This is a genomic window from Stenotrophomonas sp. YJH_SMC_48-3 (genome assembly GCF_059369375.1).
This window is the reverse complement of sequence record NZ_JCAFSQ010000017.1, coordinates 19,864-38,791: the sequence shown is the minus strand read 5'-3', so window position 1 is coordinate 38,791 and position 18,928 is coordinate 19,864. Positions and strand designations below refer to the sequence as shown.

Annotated in this window: 13 protein-coding genes; 11 read left to right on the top strand and 2 right to left on the bottom strand. The window is 65.7% G+C overall.

Going from position 1 to position 18,928, the window contains the following annotated elements; all coding sequences use genetic code 11:
- The first annotated feature begins 106 nt into the window (after positions 1-106).
- The 11 genes from AC5P65_RS19855 to AC5P65_RS19805 all read left to right on the top strand — a co-directional run bounded on the left by AC5P65_RS19855 (position 107) and on the right by AC5P65_RS19805 (position 15,401).
- Positions 107-1,045 (top strand): nucleoside hydrolase, encoded by a 939-nt coding sequence (locus AC5P65_RS19855; RefSeq protein WP_021203710.1) that lies wholly within the window; start codon positions 107-109, stop codon positions 1,043-1,045.
- 88 nt (positions 1,046-1,133) lie between these two features.
- Entirely contained in the window at positions 1,134-1,376 is a 243-nt protein-coding gene (locus AC5P65_RS19850) for a type B 50S ribosomal protein L31 (RefSeq protein ID WP_005410871.1), read from the top strand.
- Between the two features lie 296 nt (positions 1,377-1,672).
- Positions 1,673-2,950, top strand: coding sequence for a citrate synthase (locus AC5P65_RS19845; RefSeq protein WP_049453347.1), 1,278 nt, complete (start codon positions 1,673-1,675; stop codon positions 2,948-2,950).
- 291 nt (positions 2,951-3,241) lie between these two features.
- On the top strand, positions 3,242-4,309 hold the full coding sequence (locus AC5P65_RS19840; RefSeq protein ID WP_111098861.1) for a hypothetical protein: 1,068 nt from the start codon (positions 3,242-3,244) through the stop codon (positions 4,307-4,309).
- A gap of 350 nt (positions 4,310-4,659) precedes the next feature.
- Entirely contained in the window at positions 4,660-5,022 is a 363-nt protein-coding gene (locus AC5P65_RS19835) for a NirD/YgiW/YdeI family stress tolerance protein (RefSeq protein WP_021203707.1), read from the top strand.
- Between the two features lie 358 nt (positions 5,023-5,380).
- Entirely contained in the window at positions 5,381-5,890 is a 510-nt protein-coding gene (locus AC5P65_RS19830) for a CS1 type fimbrial major subunit (RefSeq protein WP_021203706.1), read from the top strand.
- A 50-nt stretch (positions 5,891-5,940) separates the two neighbouring features.
- On the top strand, positions 5,941-8,667 hold the full coding sequence (locus AC5P65_RS19825) for a TcfC E-set like domain-containing protein (protein ID WP_111098862.1): 2,727 nt from the start codon (positions 5,941-5,943) through the stop codon (positions 8,665-8,667).
- Positions 8,664-9,797 carry a CblD like pilus biogenesis initiator family protein gene (locus tag AC5P65_RS19820; protein WP_111098863.1) on the top strand — a complete coding sequence of 378 codons (1,134 nt, stop codon included), beginning with the start codon at positions 8,664-8,666 and terminating at the stop codon, positions 9,795-9,797. The genes AC5P65_RS19825 and AC5P65_RS19820 overlap by 4 nt, the downstream gene beginning before the upstream one ends.
- Positions 9,798-9,813: 16 nt before the next feature.
- Positions 9,814-10,521 (top strand): pilus assembly protein, encoded by a 708-nt coding sequence (locus AC5P65_RS19815; protein ID WP_111098864.1) that lies wholly within the window; start codon positions 9,814-9,816, stop codon positions 10,519-10,521.
- 68 nt (positions 10,522-10,589) lie between these two features.
- Positions 10,590-14,588, top strand: a complete 3,999-nt coding sequence (locus tag AC5P65_RS19810) for an ESPR-type extended signal peptide-containing protein (RefSeq protein ID WP_495215808.1) — start codon at positions 10,590-10,592, stop codon at positions 14,586-14,588.
- Between the two features lie 69 nt (positions 14,589-14,657).
- Positions 14,658-15,401 (top strand): hypothetical protein, encoded by a 744-nt coding sequence (locus AC5P65_RS19805; protein WP_021203701.1) that lies wholly within the window; start codon positions 14,658-14,660, stop codon positions 15,399-15,401.
- Positions 15,402-15,578: 177 nt separating this feature from the next.
- On the opposite strand, the gene AC5P65_RS19800 is transcribed toward AC5P65_RS19805, so the two are convergent.
- Positions 15,579-16,223 (bottom strand): hypothetical protein, encoded by a 645-nt coding sequence (locus tag AC5P65_RS19800; RefSeq protein WP_021203700.1) that lies wholly within the window; start codon positions 16,221-16,223, stop codon positions 15,579-15,581.
- Positions 16,224-16,433: 210 nt separating this feature from the next.
- A complete protein-coding gene (locus tag AC5P65_RS19795) occupies positions 16,434-18,857 on the bottom strand; it encodes a penicillin-binding protein 1A (RefSeq protein WP_021203699.1) in 2,424 nt (807 codons plus the stop codon).
- Positions 18,858-18,928: the final 71 nt, after the last annotated feature.

The window sequence follows — 18,928 nt, the reverse complement described above, 5'->3', positions numbered from 1 at the left end:
CGCTTCGGCGGGTGCAGGGCGCAGCCCTGCCAGAACCCCAACACCCCGTACTTGCAACGGTCATCATCCCGGTCCACACTTCGTTGCCGATCTGAAGACGGCAACGATGACCCACAAGATCCCGCTGTTGATCGACACCGACCCCGGTGTGGACGACGCCCTGGCCCTGCTGATGGCCTTCGCCGATGAACGGCACGACGTGGTCGCCCTGACCATCGCCGCCGGCAATGTCGGCCTCGAGTACACCGTTCGCAACGCCCTCAAGCTCTGCGACATCGTCGGCCGCGCCGACGTGCCGGTGTTTGCCGGCAGCCCGGATCCGCTGCTGCATCCCTCCGTCGACGCTGCCCACGTGCATGGCCGTGACGGCTACGGCGACGTGGACCTGCCGCCGCCCAGCCGCCAGGCCGAAGCCGAGCACGCCGCACTGGCCATCCTGCGCCTGTCGCACGAGCACGCCGGCGAACTGATGCTGGTGATGCTGGGCCCGCTGACCAACCTTGCCCTGGCACTGAAGCTGGACCCGACCCTGCCCGAGCGCATCAAGCGCATCGTGGTGATGGGCGGCGCGGTCACCTGCCACGGCAACATCACCCCGGCGGCCGAATTCAACATTGCGTTCGACCCGGAAGCGGCGCACGTGGTGTTCACCTCGTTCAAGCACCTGCTGGTGTCGGACTGGGAGGCCACCGTCGCCCATGGCCTGCCGCTGCAGGACGCCGAGAAGTGGCTGCAGGCCGATTCCGATCGCGCCCGCTTCTACGAGTTGATCTCGCGCAAGACCCGGGGCCTGTCCGAAGACAGCAAGGGCGGCCGCTGGTACACCGCCGATGCGGTGGCCATGGCCTGGGCGCTGAACCCCGAAGGGCAGCTGCGGGTCGAGTCGCGCCCGCTGAACGTGGAGCTGAACGGCACGTTCAGTCGCGGCGCCACCATCGTCGACTGGAACCGCCAGACCGGCCAGCCGGACAACTGCGATCTGCTGATGGCCTACGACCAGCAGCGTTTCGAGGCCCTGGTGCGCCAGGCCCTGGGCGCGGACTGACGTCCATTACCCGGCACCGGTTGCCCCGGGCGGCAACCGGTGCTTATAATGCCGCTCTTGACCACCAGCCCATTTACGGTGTGAGCCCATGAAGGCCGATATCCATCCGAACTACCGCGACGTCGTCTTCCATGACGTCACCTCCGATTTCAAGATCCTGACCCGCTCGACCATGGCGACGAAGGAAACCATCCAGTGGGAAGACGGCAACGAATACCCGCTGGTCAAGGTTGAAATTTCCTCGGCTTCGCACCCGTTCTACACGGGCAAGCACAAGGTCATCGACACCTCGGGCCGTATCGACAAGTTCCAGAAGCGCTACGCGCGCTGATCTGTCGATCCAGCTTCGAACCAACGGCCGCGCTCTGCGCGGCCGTTTGTTTTTCCCCAACGCCAACCCAACGGGCGTTTGGATGGACGGAACACTGCGTTCGCGTGACAACGCTTTTGCCGATCCGGGCCGCTCAACGGCCGGCGTCTGGCTGCCTGTCGTATACGACTTCTGTCTAGCGCCGGGCAAATGCTGCTGTGCGATAATGACCTGATCCCCGGCACAGGCCGAGGACGTCATTCACGTGCCTGACCAATGCGCTTGGGCAGGCGCCTTCCCATGAAGGAGCGCACACAGTGTCCGATCTTGATCAGGTCACGCTCAACGCCGGCGACAAGTCGGTCGTTCTGCCCGTCATCAAACCCACCCTTGGCAACGACTGCGTCGACATCGCGAAGCTGACCAAGGAAACGGGGTATTTCACCTACGATTCCGGCTTCACCGCGACGGCCAGCTGCAAGTCCGCCATCACCTACATCGACGGCGACAAGGGCGTGCTGCTGTACCGCGGCTACCCGATCGAACAGCTGTCGGAAAAGTCGAGCTACGTCGAAGTGGCCTACCTGCTGATCAACGGCGAGCGCCCGAGCGCCGAGCAGCTGAAGGCCTTCACCGATGAGCTGACCGCCGAAGCCAACGTCGATGAGTCGATCAACACCCTGATCGGCAGCTTCGCCAAGGATGCCCACCCGATGGCCATCCTGGCCGCTGCGATCGCGCAGCTGTCGGCCATCTATCACGACTCGCTGGACCTGTCCGACGCCGAACAGCGCCGCCAGGCCGCCGTGCGCCTGATCGCCAAGGTGCCGACCCTGTCGGCGCTGATCTACCGCCACGGCAAGGGCCTGCCGGCCAACAAGCCGGACACCTCGCTGGACTACGTCAGCCGTTTCCTGAAGCAGACCTTCGAGTCGGCTGACGGCCAGTACGATCTGAACCCGGACGTGGTCAAGGCGCTGGACCTGCTGTTCATCCTGCACGCCGACCACGAGCAGAACGCCTCGACCTCGACCGTGCGCCTGGTCGGTTCGACCGGTGCCAACCCGTACGCGTCGGTCGCTGCGGGCGTCACCGCGCTGTGGGGTCCGGCCCACGGCGGTGCCAACGAAGCCGTGCTGAAGATGCTGGAAGAAATCGGCACTGCCGACAACGTCGAGTCTGCCGTGGTCAAGGCCAAGGACAAGACCTCCGGCTTCCGCCTGATGGGCTTCGGCCACCGCGTCTACAAGAACTTCGACCCGCGCGCCAAGGTCATCGGCGAGATGACCAGCAAGGTGCTCAAGCAGCTGGGCGTGCAGGATCCGCTGCTGGACGTGGCCGTGAAGCTGGAGCAGGCCGCGCTGCAGGACGAGTACTTCGTCGCCCGCAAGCTGTACCCGAACGTCGATTTCTACAGCGGCATCATCTACAAGGCGCTGCAGATCCCGACCGAGATGTTCACCGTCATGTTCGCCCTGGGCCGTACCTCCGGCTGGGTGTCGCATTGGCTGGAACAGCAGGTCGACCCGGAAATGAAGATCGGCCGTCCGCGCCAGGTCTACACCGGCAGCGACGTGCGCGACTACCAGGGCTGATCGCCCGCGAAGGTTGTGCCGAGAACGCCCCGCATCCGCGGGGCGTTTTTTTTGCGCGGACCTGGTAGGTGCGGACCGTTGGTCCGCACGATTTCGGCGCCCGCGAAAAATCATCCACGCATGGCGTGGATCTACCACCGCATCCGCCTTCGGTAGGTGCCAACCTTGGTTGGCACGCGCTTCACCGCGCCAAGACCGCGTGATTCAAGGGTCTCACCAGCTTCACAAGCGCTCGCGCAGCCTCAGGACGCCAGCTGCATCCGCAGCACCTGAAATGGAGCGTCCATCCCGATGAGCACCCGATTCGACCCACCCGAGCGCGACCCGCTTGGTCCCGACGTCGCCACTGTCGTCACCGCCCCCATCGTTACCCCTCCCAGCGAAAGCGCCGTGTCCTGGGGCGCGATCTTCGCCGGTGCCGCCGCTGCCGCTGCGCTCTCCCTCATCCTGCTGATCCTGGGCGTTGGCCTCGGCCTCTCCTCGGTGTCGCCGTGGTCATTCGAAGGCGTCAGCAAGGAAACCTTCGGCTGGTCCAGCATCGCCTGGCTCACCTTCACCGCACTGGCCGCCTCGGGCCTGGGTGGCTACCTCGCCGGCCGCCTGCGCACCAAGTGGACGCAGATCCATGGCGATGAAACCTATTTCCGCGACACCGCACACGGCTTCGTATCGTGGGCGGTGGCCACGCTGCTGACTGCGGGCCTGCTCACCTCCGCCATCGGTGGCGTGCTGGGCGCCGGTGCAAAGGTGGCGGGCGCCACCGCAGGCGCTGCCGCATCCACGGCCGGTGTTGCCGCTGCGGGCGCCGCCAGCACTGCCGCCGCGGCTCCGGAAGGCGACCTCAACTACTGGGTCGATTCGCTGTTCCGCAGCACCACCAGCGCAGGGCCGTCTGCTCCTGCAGCGCCGCCGCCGGGTGCACCGATGGATCCGAATGCCCCCCCGCCGCCGCCGGCCGCAAGCGTCGGCCCACGCGACGCGCGCATGGGCCCGCCGCCGCGCCCGATGCAGGGCAACGGCCCGATGGGCGACCGCCGCGAAGTCCGCGCCGAAGTGAACCGCATCATCGTCAACAGCCTGCAGGGCGATGGCTTGGATCCGGCCGACACCCAGTACCTGTCGCAGCTGATCGCGCGCGAAACCGGCATGAGCCAGGCCGAAGCGCAGGCCCGTGTGATCGATGTGCAGACGCGCATGCGTGCAGCGCTGGAGAAGGCGAAGAGCACCGCCAAGCAGGCGGCCGACGATGCCCGCAAGGCAGCAGCGTATGCCGCGCTGTGGCTGTTCATCACCTTGCTGATCGGCGCGTTCTTCGCCAGCCTCAGCGCCACCTGGGGCGGCCGCCGCCGCGACCTGTAACCCGCCTACCGTGCAAGGAGACCTGCCATGAAAATGATTCTGCTCTGGCTGTTGGGCGTGCCGATCCCGCTGCTGATCCTGTACGCGATCTTCTTCTGATCGCGCGCCAACGCGATGTCTTATCGGGCCGCCGAAAGGCGGCCTGATATCTGTAGAGTCGAGCCACGCTCGACTCCCGCGCGCAGCGCGGACAGCAGCCGCGCCCGGGCGCGGTTCCACAGGGACTCGCTTCAGGATCTGAATGCATTCTGACAATGGATGTCGCGTTCACATCTTTTCGGATCTATTGCATGGGCATCACATGGAGGGCGATAGAACCTGAGGGTACTCATCCCTCCACGGAGAACACCATGAACCGACTGCTTGCCATCGCCCTCATCGCCACGCCGCTTGCCCTGCTGAGCCCGCAGGCCTTTGCGCAGTACACCGGACCAGGCGCGGGAACGGCTGCCAGCACCGTCGCCGACGCACGCGCGCAGCGCGATGACCATCCGGTGGTGCTGCGTGGCACCCTCATCTCCAAGATCGGGGACGAACGCTACCAGTTCCGTGATGCCAGCGGCCAGATCGAGGTCGAGATCGATGACGAAGACCTGCCGCCGCAGGCCATTGGCGCCGACACCGTGGTCGAGCTGCGTGGCAAGGTCGACACGCATCGATTCAAGCCGACCGACATCGATGTCGATCACGTCACCGTGGTGCCCGCAGGTTGAAGCGAACGGCAGCCGCGCATGGGCCCGGCGCCACAGTAGATCCACGCCATGCGTGGATGACGTCAAAACGACCGGAAAAGCTGTCTGTAGAGTCGAGCCATGCTCGACTCTACAAATGCGAAGCAATGAGGTTTATTGCATTCAAGCAGTGAGGGGAATTGCATAGCCCTCAAACATTGAACACCTTCAAGAATTCTCCTTAACGTTCCACGTTTTAGGAATGCTTGAATAGTCTGCATGGCAATGGATTCCTAACATTCTCTCCGTCGCCCGCACCCACCTCTGCGGGCGGCGCCTCCCTCCCTTTCTCCTTAGGGGAGGGGGGCTTTCATATTCCCCCTGTCCGAGAGAGACACCCATGCACGCCATTATCAAGAAGGCCGCGCTCGCTGCAGCGCTGGCCACTGCTTCGCTGTCCGCGCACGCCGTGGAAACCAAGATCTCCGTCTACGCCGACGTCGACCCGACCCTGGCGCTGCTGCGCGACGACGGCACGCCGCTGCCGGACATGGTCACCCTCACCCACGACCCGCTGCGCGGCCTGATTCCGAACACGCAGCGCGTGCGCATCCACTCCAACGATGAAACCGCGGACATCGAAGCCCGCATCGATGGCAGCTTCTTCCTGGCCAACGAGACCGGCGCCGTGACCGTGCCGATGACCATCAGCCTGAACAACCGCGCGCTGGGTGCAGCCGCCATCGAGTACAAGGCAACTGACCTGTTCAACGGTGCGGGCTCGACCCCGGGCGCCTCGATCTCGATGCCGCTGACCATCGCACAGACCACGCCGGCGCCGATCCTCACCAAGGGCGCGTACAGCGGCCTGGTCAACGTCGTGCTGAACCAGAAGGCGGCTACGCCGTAATCCCCCGCGCCGGCCCGCATCCCGGGCCGGCCGCTTGCAGCGGTGCCCCCATGACCCTACACGCCCCCGCCGTCACCCGGCTGGCGGTCGCGCTCGCCCTGGCGTTGTCCACTCCGCTGGCGGCCGCGCGCGGCGTCCCGCCCGGTTTTGAAGATCTGGTCGAAGGCCAGACCGAACAACTCGACATCCAGCTGTTCGGCCGCTCGGCCGGGCTGTCGCCGGTGCGCGTGACCCTGGAGCACGTGCAGCTGGAAGATCCCGCGCGCGTGCTGCAGGCACTGGACCTGACTGCCGAGGCGCAGGCCGCCCTGCTGCCTGCGCTGTCGCAGCCGCTGCCGCGCAACAGCCATCTGGCATGCCGCTTCGGTGGTGCCAGCGCCGGCTGCGGCTACATCGATCCGCCGGAAGCTCCCGACGAGGTGCGCGCGCTGTATGACGAAGGCGAGGGCGCGGTGCGCTTGTTCGTGGCGCGCCGGTGGATTCCCGGCAAGCCTGCCGCCGAGCGTTTCCACACGGTCACCGCCAATGCCGAGAACGCGTTCCTGCATCAGCAGACGCTCAACCTCAGTGGTGGCCGTGACTACCAGTCGCTGTCGGCACGCGGCGTCGGCACGCTGGGCCTGTTCGAACGCGGCCACCTGTCGGCCGAGTGGTACTACAACCAGCAGCGCTATCGCAGCCACAGCGACGACGATTTCCAGTTCGACAACGTCTATTACCGCCACGACCTGGGGCCGGCGCACTACCTGCAGGCCGGGCGCATGGACCGCCGCAACCTGTCCAGCCCGCAGGGCGGCACCTTCAGCTTCAGCATGCTGCCGCTGGACCGCTTCCAGGGCGCACGCCTGGGTACCACCCAGGCCTATGTGGACACCGACGCGGCGGTGCAGGCCAGCCCACTGACCGTGCTGCTGGCGCGCGATGCGCGGGTGGACGTGTTCGATGGCGAGCGCCTGCTGCAGACCTTCTACCTGCAGGCCGGCATCAACCAGATCGACACCCGCAATTTCCCGTTCGGCAACTACCTGGTCCGCATGCGCATCTACGAGGACGGTGTGCTGGTGCGCACCGAGGAGGCGCCCTTCGACAAGGGCGGCGACTGGACCAACAGCCAGTGGCAATGGTTCGTGCAGGGTGGCCACCGCAATGAGCGCCGCAGCGATGCGTTCGATGGCGAGCGCATCGCGATGGCCGGCGTGCGCGTGCCGCTGGGCCGCGACGCGGCCATGACCGCCGGTGCCGCCACGTTCGGCGGGCACCGCTACGGCGAGCTGCGCCTGGACCTGCGCCGGGTGATGGCCACGCAGGAAGTACGCGCCACCTTCAGCGGCATGCGCGGCAGCGACGGCAGCAACGGGCAGCAGCACCAGCTGTCGTACCGGCGCACGGCGTCGTGGAATCTCTACCAGCAGCGCATGCGTGGCAAGGCCTGCCAGTTCGAGGCCGAGGCGCGCGACCAGCTGGGCTGCACCAACGCGCTCAGTGGTTCGATGTCGCTGCCGCTGGCGGGCGGCAATGTTTACGTGGGCTACACCCGGCGCCAGACCTGGCGCACCGGCTGGCACCGGCCAGAGTTCGAGCAGGATCCGTTGTTCGGGCTTGAGCCGCTGTTGCCGCCGGGGCCGTTGGAACCGCGCCGCGAGCCGCTGCTCAGCCGCACCTGGCAGGCCAGCTTCAGCCGCAGCCATCGCTGGCAGGATTTCAGCGTCTCCACGCGCGTGGGCGTGTGGCGGCAGAACAGCACCGACAGCGTGCGTGGCAGCACCGAGCGCGACCGTGGCATCTACGTCAACCTCAGCCTGAGCCGCCGGCACCGCAGCGCTGCCGGTGATGGGCAGCGCCGCTATGCCGTGGATGTGCGCCAGCCGCAGCATCAGCGCCCGGCGATCGACTACAGCGTCGGCCAGAGCCTGCGCCAGGAACTGGATACACAGTACCGCGAGCTGTCCGGCGAGCTGCGCGCCAACAACAACGAGCGCTACAGCGCTTCACTGGGTGGCCAGCTGCAGAATGGCGTCGGCCACACCAGCGCCAGCGTGGCGCGCTACCAGCAGCGTGGCCGCAGCGAAACCGGCTACAGCGGCGCACACAGTTCCGGCTTCGCGCTCGGCCGTCGCGGCTTCTACTGGAGCGGTGCCAACGGCGCCGATGCCGGCCTTGCCGTGCAGGTGGCCGATACCGACGACGCCGACCTGCGCGGCGTGGCCGCCGAACTGCAGGTGGGCGGGCTGCGCAGGCAACGCCTGCAGATCGGCGAACGCCGGCTGCTGCCGCTGCCGGCCTATCAATCGCAACGTGCCGAAGTGCAGGACGCCAGCACGCTGGACAGCATCGCCGCCATCCGCGTGACCGGCGTGGGCGGTGCACGGCCGATGTTCCTCACGCCCGGCAAGCTGATGCGCATGCCGGTGCCGATCGAAGTGACCTACACCTTCATCGGCCATGCCCGCGACCTGGCTGGTGCGCCGCTGGGCGGCGCCCGCATTCTCAACGCGCCGGTGCCCGGCACCAGCGCCAACGGCGGCTTCGTCGCCGATTTCCCGCGTCGCGAAACGACGCTGTACCTGTTGCAGGACGACCGCCTGCTGCACTGCCCGCTGCAGGTGCGCGAGCGCCGCCAGGTGGTGCTGCTGGTCGGCGCCGTGCACTGCGAGCCGCTGGCCGTGGCCCAGCTGCCGGCCGAGATCCGCCAGCAGGCCCGCGTGACCCGGCTGCTGCAGGAACGCGCGTTGATTGCCGCCACGCCCCGGACCGCTGCTGCAGGAGGTACGCCATGAACCGGCGTTGGATGTTCGTGTTGATGCTGGTGTGTGCGCTCGTGCTGGTGATGCCGCGGGCGTGGGCGCAGTGGCCGCCGGAAACGCATCCGGCCGACCAGAGCCGGGACATCGTGATGAGCTGGGATCGCTCGGCGGTACCCGGTGATGTGGAGTTGTGGGCGCCGCGGACGGTGCTGGGATTCAGTCACGACCTGGCGCTGAAGTATGGGCAGATCCATGTGGTTTGTGAGTCTGCTTCAGATAGTGAATTCGGTCGGTGCCCGACGGAAGGAGATTCATCGATAGTTAGCGGGCCGTCCGAAGTCGCCTTGCGGCTTGTAGAGATCCGGACCGGCCTGCAGGCAGAGCTTCGGCTGCTCGGAAGCCTTCAGAGAATACTGAACGACTGGACTTGCAGCCCGGACTACTGGGATAGCAGTCAGCGTGCGCTCTATGAAGCGTTCTATTACACCTGTGGTATCGATCAGCCAATCGGTACGGGTGCGAGGCTTGCGCTTCCACCATCAGAACTGGCGCGCCTCGTAGCAGGTCACTGGAAAGCCACGATGCGCCTGAACATCAAGGCCGACCCCGCCGCAGCACCCGTCGCCACAGCCACCTTCAACTTCGATTTCACCGTCACCGACTACGACGCGATCTCGATCTACTTCCCGACCTTCGACACCGTCGCGCCGCTGGTCAATCTCGATCTGCGCTACGACCCCATCCAGAAGGTGGTGGGTGGCAGGAAACAACTGGACATGTGCCTGTACGACGGCCTGGGTTCGCAGAGCGAATACCTCGACGTCACGGTTCGCGACAGCGGTCCACGCCCACCTGCGGGATCGGACTTCTCGCTCTGGCACCGCGATGGCGGCAGCGATGCCAGCCAGCGCCTGGACTACCGCGTCCACCTGGACTACGGCGGCCACCGCCTGGCGATGAAGCACAACGTCAAGCAGCAGCTGCGCGGCATCGACAGCGCACAGCTGCGGCTGGTGATGCTGCCGGGCATCAGCCAGCCGGTGTACTGCGTGCCCACGCCGCTGACCCTGGAAACACCGCCTACCCCTATCGCCAGCCAGCGCCCCGGCCTGTACGAGGGCGAGCTGACCGTGGTGCTCGATGTCCCCACTGCCAAACCCTGATCCCGAGGAGCCTGCCATGAAGAAGCTGCTGTTCTGCCTGCTGCCGGTGAGCGCCCTGCTTGCCGTGCCGGCACACGCCAACCTTTCCATTCACCCGATGCGCGCAGCGGTGGATGCCAAGCGCGGCACCCATATCCGCGTGTACTCGCAGTCGACCATTCCGCAGTACGTGCAGACCCGCCTGCGGCGCATCGTCAATCCTGCCACGCCTGCCGAAGAAGAACAGGAGATGGAAGCCTCGGATGCGGCGATTGCCATCACCCCCGGCAAGTTCGCACTTTCCGGCGGCGGCAACCGGCTGATCCGGGTGATTCCGCTGCAGCAGGTCCAGAAGGAAACGGCCTACCGCCTCTACTTCGAAGGCGTGCGCGGGCCGGATGACGCTCCCCTCGAAGACGGCGAAGGCGCACAGGCAAACATCGGCGTCAGCCTGGTCTGGGGGGCGCTGGTCAACGTCACCCCCGACGACGGTGTGGTGGACCTACGCCTCCAGGACAACACGCTGCACAACACCGGCACGCTGCGCGTGGGAATCATCGGTGCCGAGGAGTGCACGGCCGCGGGCACCTGCACGCCACACCCCGTGTCGCACAGCCTCTATCCCGATGCCGCACTGACGCTGCCGTTCCAGCTTCAGCCGGGCAACTCGCTGCAACTGCGTTACCGGCTCACCCGCGATGGCTATCGCGAACACGTGCGGACGATCGAACCGACGGCGACCTGAGCCCGCACTTTGCCCGCCCCGTGCCCGGAACGGGGCCTCACTTTCCTTGTCCTGTTAAGGAGAAACACATGAATCGAATCTATCGTCGTATCTGGAATCACGCCAAAGGCTGCTGGGAGGTTGCCAGTGAATTTGCGATGAGGCGTGGAAAGGCCTCGCACTCAGGCATTATCGCGGAATCGAGGTGCATCCTTGCCTTACTGGTGCTCGGCTTTGCGTCAAGCAACGCTGGAGCAACGCAGTACTACCTCGGATGCAATGAGCATGAGGGGTGGGCAGCAAAGTGTACCCCGCTGTTTGGCAGCTATGACGAAAAGATGTTCACGGCAGGCGCTGGTGGTGCCGCATACAACGCTCTCGCCTTGGGAGCAGGCTCACGGGTGTATGGAGACAACTCCTTCGCGTTTGGCCACGGAACCCGGATTGAAAAGCAGAACAGCGCTGCGTTTGGCTTCAAGGCGCGGACCAGTGGCGTCGATAGTGTTGCCTTTGGGTACAACGCCAGTGCCAATGGCGGCCACGCCCTGGCAATGGGTGCGAACGCATACACCGGAGCACTTGGGGCTACGGCCGTGGGCAACGATGCTGCGGCCACCCGGCAGAACGCGGTGGCCGTTGGCAGCGGCTCCAGCGCGGAGAAGGAGAACGCAGTGGCGCTGGGTGCCAACGCGTGGTCCAACGGTGTGGATGGAGTGGCGCTTGGAAGCAGGGCACAGGTTGAGACCGGTGCAGGCACGGGTGGTGTCGCCATCGGTGGCGGTGCCCGTGCGGGAAGCCTGGGCTACACCGGTGCCATCGCCATCGGCGGCGATACGCGCGCGTACATCGACGGCGTTGCGCTGGGCTATGCGGCGTCTGCGTCCGCACAGGGCGCCGTAGCCCTGGGTGTCCGCTCGGTGGCCACGGAAGCCAATACGGTGTCGGTAGGCAGCGCCTCGGTGCGCCGTCGCATCGTGAACGTGGCCGATGGTCGTGTCACCGCCTCCAGCACCGATGCGGTCACCGGTAAGCAGCTGCATGCCATGAACGAGCGGGTTGACGGCATGATCAAGCAGGATTCCGCAGGCGGCATCGTACGCATCGCCAACAGCAACACCGGCTCGGAAGTCAGCATGCGCAACGCGGTGCTGGCCACGCGCAAGGTGAGCGGCGTGTCCGATGGCGCGCTGACGACGACCAGCACCGACGCTGTGAACCGACGCCAGCTCAACACGACCAATGGTAATGTCACCAAGGCGCAGACCGCTGCGGATGCGGCCAAGGCTGATGCCAGCAAGGCGCTGGCCCAGGTCACCACGGTGACCGGCCTGATCGGCCAGACTTCGTCCACCAGCAGTGTCCGCTTGGGCGAGAAGAACAGCGGTACCTCGCTGGATGTCCGCAACAGTGCCAATGCCAACCGCAAGGTGACCGGTGTGGCCGATGCCACGCTGAGCACCTCCAGCACGGAAGCGGTGACCGGCAGGCAGTTGAACACGACCAATGAGAATGTTGCCAAGGCACAGACCGCTGCGGGAGAGGCCAAAGCTGATGCGAGCAAGGCGCTGACTCAGGTGGTGACGCTGGGCGGCCTTGTCGGGCAGGTGTCTGCAACCGGCAATGTCCGTCTGGGTGAGAAGAACAGCGGTACAACGTTGGACGTCCGCAACAGCGCCAATGCCAACCGGAAGATCAGTGGTGTGGCGGATGGCTTGCTGAGTGCCGGCAGTACTGAGGCTGTATCTGGGAAGCAACTGTATTCAAGTAACTCACGGATCTCAGCTTTAGAAGGCGTGAGTCAATATCTGAGTATCGGCGTGGCCCCCATTAGTGAACCTGCTGAAGCTGGAGCGGGAGGGGTCGCTATCGGCAACTCGGCCAAAACCGGTGCTGAAAGTGGCACAGCTGTTGGGACGCGAGCCAGAGCAATGGGTAGGAATTCAACTGCGATTGGACGAGGAGCTACCGTTTTCGAGGACTCCGAGAATGGCTTTGCAATGGGGGCTGGTGCGGAGGTGGGGGCTGCAGGTGGCGGAGCAAATGACGGTGTCGCTATTGGTGCGGGTGCAAAGATCGGAAGCGGAGCCCATGGTTCGCTGGCACTTGGAAGAGACGCACAGGCAAATGAAGCTGGAGTTGTATCCTTCGGCAACAGCGGTATGCAGCGTCGCCTCGTGAACATTGCTCGAGGTACTGTCGATCACAATGCCACTACCGTCTCCCAGCTCAAAGACTCCCTCGCTACCCTTGGCGGCGGAGCAGGGGTGGACGCCAGCGGAAATATCATCGCCCCAACCTACTCGGTGCAGGCCGGAACGCAGAACTCGGTCGAAGACGCATTGATGGCGCTTGATGGCGCCGTCATCTCTGCAGGTCGTCGAGCGGGCAAGGTGGAAGATCAGCTCAGCTCCATCTTCCAGGACTCGCCGTCGGCCCGTGCCGATGGCATGAACCAGATCGCGCTCAGTGGCGTGAACGGCATGGTGCTGACCAACTTGGCTGACGGACGAGTGGCGCCAGGAAGCCGTGATGCTGTGACCGGTAGCCAGTTGTACGCCGCAGAGCAGAAGATCTCGCAGAATCGGAATGATCTGGAGGCGATGCGCAAGGAGAGGGAGATGGGGCAGCAGACGATGCGTGGATTGGATGCGAGCGGTCCGATTGATTTCGGTGGTGCGCGTTTGACTGGCGTGGCCGAGGCGAAGTTGTCGGCTGACAGCTCGGATGTTGTACGGGGTAGCCAGCTCTATGAGACCAATAGCCGTGTGTTGGCCATGGAAGGCATCAGCCAGTATGTCAGCGTGGGCACAGCGCCTGGATATGGCCCTGCTCAGGCTGGTCCGGTTGGTCTCGCAGTTGGGAACTTCGCCAAGGCCGGCAACGAGGGAGGAACTGCAGTGGGGACCCATGCGAAGGCACTAGGCAGAAATTCCATAGCGCTTGGTCGCGCTTCGGTCGTGCACGAGGATTCGGATGGTGGATTTGCACTAGGTACTGGAGCAGAGGTGGGCATTGCCGGAGGCGGTGCGCGAGGAGGCATTGCTATCGGCGCTGGAGCAAAAGTGGATAAAGGAGCGGATAGTTCGTTGGCGATAGGCGAAGGCTCTCAGGCGAATGAGGCCGGAGTAGCTTCATTTGGAAGTGCAACTGCTTATCGCCGCCTCGTAAACATCGCCAACGGCACCGCCAACCACAACGCCGCCACCGTCGGCCAGTTGCGCGGTGCGCTGTCCGCGCTCGGCGGTGAAGTCGATGCCAACGGCAACATCGTCGGCCCCAGCTTCACCGTGCAGGGCCAGTCCCAGTCCACGCTCAATGGTGCATTGGAAGCACTCGACGGCGCAGTGGTCAGCAACCGCTCGCGCGTGAACCAGGTCGAGTCGCAGCTGCGCAGCGTGTTCCAGGACACGCCCTCCGTCCGCGCCGACGGTCTCAACCAGCTCACCCTGGCCGGAACCCACGGCATGGTCATTTCCAACGTGGCCAACGGCCTGATCGCGGCCGGCAGTCGTGATGCCGTCAATGGCGGCCAGCTGCACTCGATGCAACAGCAGCTCAACGGCCGCATGGACGGGCTGGAGCAGCGCATCGATGCGCCGCAGCCGCAGGCAATGGCGGTTGCTTCGGTGCCGGAGCCGGAAGCGCCGGTGCCGCAGGCCGAAGGCGGCCAGCAGGTGGCGTCGGCAGGCGAGGGTGAGAAACCTGCACCGCAGCCGAAGACGAAGAAGGAGGACTCCCCGAAGCCCCAGGTCGATACCGCTGAACTGGAGAAGATGCTGGCCCGCGCCAACGAGTATACCGATGGCGCGATCAGCAACTTCGAGCGTCGCCTGGACAAGATGGACAAGCGTTTCAACCGCATGGCGGCAATGAGCAGCGCACAGACCGCGATGGCGATGAACACCGCCGGCCTGGCCACCTACAACCGCCTCGGTGCGGGCGTGGGCTACGCCGAGGGTGAGTCGGCGATGGCAGTGGGCTACCAGCGTGTGCTCAACGAGAAGGGCTCGGCCACCTTCAGCCTCAATGGCGCGTTCACCAACAGCGGCGAACGCAGCATGGGTGTCGGCGTGGGCATCGGCTGGTAAGCCATGCGGCCCCGGCGTGGTGCGCGTAATGAACCCCGTCGCGCCGGGGTCCTTGCCGAGGAGAAGGCAATGTACAGATGGGTAAGTGGAATCGTCAGCTATCGCACGTTCTATATCTGGCGGGCGCGCTTTCGCTACTACACCCGGAACCTGGACCTGTGGACGCTGATGAGCGGGCTATGCATCGCCGGTCTGCTGCTGGTGCTGTGGTATCTGTGGCAGATGCTGGGCGTGCCGCCGCCGCGCGTGCGTCCTCAGGCAGCGGCGCTGCGGATCGAGGGCGTCACCAGCGAGGCGATCCATCGCATCGTGCTGGTGCGCCACGCGGGCCGCACGCCGGGTGCACCGTTCACCACGCCGGAGGAGATAAGGGCGAGCACGTTGCGCACGATGCGGGTGCGGCAGGTGATGGACAGCGAAGTGGTGTGGCGGCTGAAAGCCGACATGCTGGCGGACATCGCCGACTACATCACCGCCACGGGTGGGTGCGTCCCGTACGACTGCCGACGGATTCGCGCTCGATTGGAGGATGTGCGCAGGGCGGGTGTTGAGAATGCGCAGATCAACACAGCACTGTTGACGATCCTGGAGGTGTCGCTGGACCAGATGCCGTCGTTGGAGGCGGTCGAGCATGAGCGGGTGAAGAGTGGGTGGTCGGATGGGTTCAACGACATCTATGATCAGATCTGGTTGCTGCGGGGCCTGCAGGTCATGCATGCACAGATGATGCGGGAGTATCCGCAGCGAGCCGCCGCGCCGTGGTTGCCGCGGTTGCTCAGCGACCCGCTGCGCGATACCCGTTTCGTCTGGTAGCGGGAGCATGATGGGCATCATCTGCCAGCGCAGGTAGCGCAGCTTTTGTAGAGTCGAGCCGTGCTCGACTGCTCTCCGGCCAGCAATCGAAATGCCTGAAGCACGGTGCGGACCAACGGTCCGCACCCATCACTGGCAGGTACCGCTGCGCTCGCCGGCCATGGGCCGGCGCTACCGTCATCCGCCGATGTACGCGCTGATCTCCGCTTCGGCCAGCACCTGCCGCAACTGCGCCACGGACGCACGTCGCATCGGCTTCTCATCCACCGGTGACAGTGGGGCCTGGCGCAGGGCGTCGTACGGCAGCACGGCCAGGTCGAAGGTCAGCTCCTCGGCACTGAACACCCACACCGGCACGTCCAGGCAGCGTTCGCGGTCCATGCGCAGGCGGCGCGTCCGCGATTCGGCGGGAATGCCGTGCTCCTCCAGGAAGCGGTGCACGGCTTCCGGGTCGTCGCTGTGCAGGTGCAGCTGCACGGGACTGTTGGCGTCGGCGGTGCCCTCCAACACTGGGCCAGCCAGGCGCGGGGAGAAGCCGTGCAGGAACTCCAGCGCACGCATGGCAGCCTCGCGGCGGCGCTGAAGCTCGCTGCCGTGCTGGGGGCCAGCGAACAGCCGCTGGTATTCGCGCAGGGCGTCTTCGATCTCGGTGTTGCGGGGCAGGGAGGCATCGTCGTGGATGCCGAGCCGGCTGGCGGCCTTCAACTTGGCCTGGTGATAGTCGCGGATGCCGCCTTCGGCCATCAGGCGGGCGGCTTCGTGGGCGAGGCGGTGACGCCGCTCGCGGGTCTGGCTGGCAGCATGCTGACGGGCGCGATGCATGCGATGACTCCCTGTTGCGACCTGGCTACAGAGTAGCGCACGGATGTGACATCCGCGTGGGTATTTCACGGAGGCGAGCAAGCGGGTGCCGTTGATCCTGTAGAGCCGAGCCCATGCTCGGCTGCTCTACCGCCGGCGCATGGAGCCGAGCATGGGCTCGGCTCTACAGAGGCGGTGCCAACCAACGGTTGGCACCCACCGAATGCTTCCTCAGAAGATATCGAACGCGGCGGCGTCGGCCTGCGGCGTATTGAGGTTCAGGTCGTAGTCGGTCAGGCGGTCCATGTCTTCCACCTTCACCCACTCGGTCGCGCCGTTGAGGGTGGCCTGGACCATGCCGCTGGGCGGCTCGTTCTGCGCAATCGGGGTGTCCTTCAGCGCGGTGCGCATGTAGTCGATCCAGATCGGCAGCGCGGCCTTGCCACCGTATTCGCGGTAGCCCAGCGAGCGGAAGTCGTCGCGGCCCACCCACACGGTAGTCACGTACGGGCCACCGAAGCCGGAGAACCAGGCGTCGCGGTGGTCGTTGGTGGAGCCGGTCTTGCCGCCCACGTCCTCGCGGCCGAGCACCTTGGCCTGCACGCCGGTACCGCGCTGGACCACGTCGCGCATCATCGACACCAGCTGGTAGGCGGTGCGGGCGTCGATCGCGCGCGGGGCGGTGCGGGCATCGGGGTTGACCGGCGCGGCCGGGGTCTCGGCCTTGGCTTCGGCCTTGGCCGCAGCAGCCGGGTCCACCTTCGGGGCCGGGGCGCCGAAGTTGAAGCCGTCCACCACCTGGTTGACCGGCTGGTCGCTGCTGCCGGCGCAGTCGCGGCAGGCCATCGCCGGGTTTTCCTTGAACACCAGGTTGCCGTCGCGGTCGTTCACCTGGTCGATCAGCCAGGTATCCACGCGCGAGCCGCCGTTGGCGAACACCGCGTAGCCACGCGCCACCGACAGCGGGGTGAGCGAGGCAGTACCCAGCGACATCGACAGGTTCGGCGGAAGCTCCGATTCGGCGAAGCCAAATTCGCTGATGTACTTGCGCGCATAGTCCACGCCCATGCCATCGAGCAGGCGCACCGAGACCAGGTTGCGCGACTGCACCAGCGCTTCGCGCAGGCGCATCGGGCCGCGGAAACCGCCGCCGTCGTTCTGCGGGGCCCAGGTCTTGCCGCGGCGGTCGCGGAACACGACCGGGGCGTCGAGCACGATCGAGGCCGGGTTGTAGCCCTTGTCGAAGGCCGCGGCGTAGATGAAGGGCTTGAAGCTCGAACCCGGCTGGCGGCGGGCCTGGGTGGCACGGTTGAACTTGTTGCCGGAGAAGCTGAAACCGCCAACCAGCGCCTTCAGTGCACCGCTGTGGGCATCCAGCGAGACCAGCGCGGACTGGCCGCGCGGGAGCTGATCCAGCAGCCACTCCCCTTCCTTGGCACCGGCACGCACGCGCACGATGTCACCGCGCTGCACCAGCTTGCCCGGGGTCTTGTTGGTCCACTTGGCGGCACCGGCCGGCAGCACGATCTCGGTCCGGTTGGCCAGCACCACCGTGGCGCTGCCATCGGCACCGGTGCTGGCAACGATGGCCGGCAGCAGGCCGGCCTGGCCGTACAGGCCACGCAGGTGTTCGGCCAGGGCGGCGGCGTCTTCACCGGCACCCACCTGCACCTGCTTCTCCACGCCGTGCCAGCCGTGGCGGTGGTCGTAGAGCAGCAGGCCATCACGGACGGCCAGGTTGGCGGCGGTCTGCAGGGTGGAGTCGATGGTGGTGGTGACGTGGTAACCCTTGTTGACCACATCGCCGCCGAAGCGGGCGATCATCTCCTGGCGCACCAGCTCGGCCACGTAGGGCGCGTCGACCTGCACCGGCGGCTCATGCGCGGTGGCGTGCATCGGCACGGCCTTGGCCGCGTCGGCTTCGGCCTGGCTGACGAACTTCAGGTCGGCCATGCGCTGCAGCACATAGTTGTCACGACGCTGGCGGGCGCGCTCCGGGTTGGAGATCGGGTTGCCCGAGGACGGGAACTTGGGGATGCCGGCCAGCGAGGCCATCTCGTCCAGGTCCAGCTCGTTGAGCTTCTTGCCGTAGTAGAACTCGGCGGCGGCGGCCACGCCGTAGGCGCGGTTGCCGAAGAAACTCTTGTTCAGGTACAGCTCGAAGATCTCGTCCTTGCTCAGTTCGGACTCGATCTTCCGCGCCAGCAGGATCTCGGCCAGCTTGCGGGTATAGCTGTACTCGGAGCTGAGGAAGAACTGGCGGGCCACCTGCTGGGTGATGGTGGAACCACCGGGCACGCGCTTGTCGTTGGTGGTGGCCAGCAGCCAGACCGCGCGGCCGATGCCCTTGTAGTCCACACCGCCATGCTCGTAGAAGCGGGCGTCCTCGGTTGCCAGGAAGGCCTGCTTCAGCTTCTCCGGCACGTCCTTCATGGTGATCGGGGTACGCCGGGTCTCGCCGAACACCGCCATCAGCTTGCCGTCGGCGGCATAGACGTACATCGGCTCCTGCATTTCCACGTCGCGCAGGGTCTGCACGTCGGGAAGCTTGGAGGACACGGCGTAGTACAGACCGCCCACGGCGGCCGCGCCGATCAGCGCCAGGACCAGGACAATCAGGAAGATCCAGCGCAGCCAGCGGCGGAGTCGAGTCATCGGGTTCAGATTCCGATTGCGAATTTCGTGGTCGCAGAGTATAGATTACGCAAGGTGGCGGCTGGGGTCGG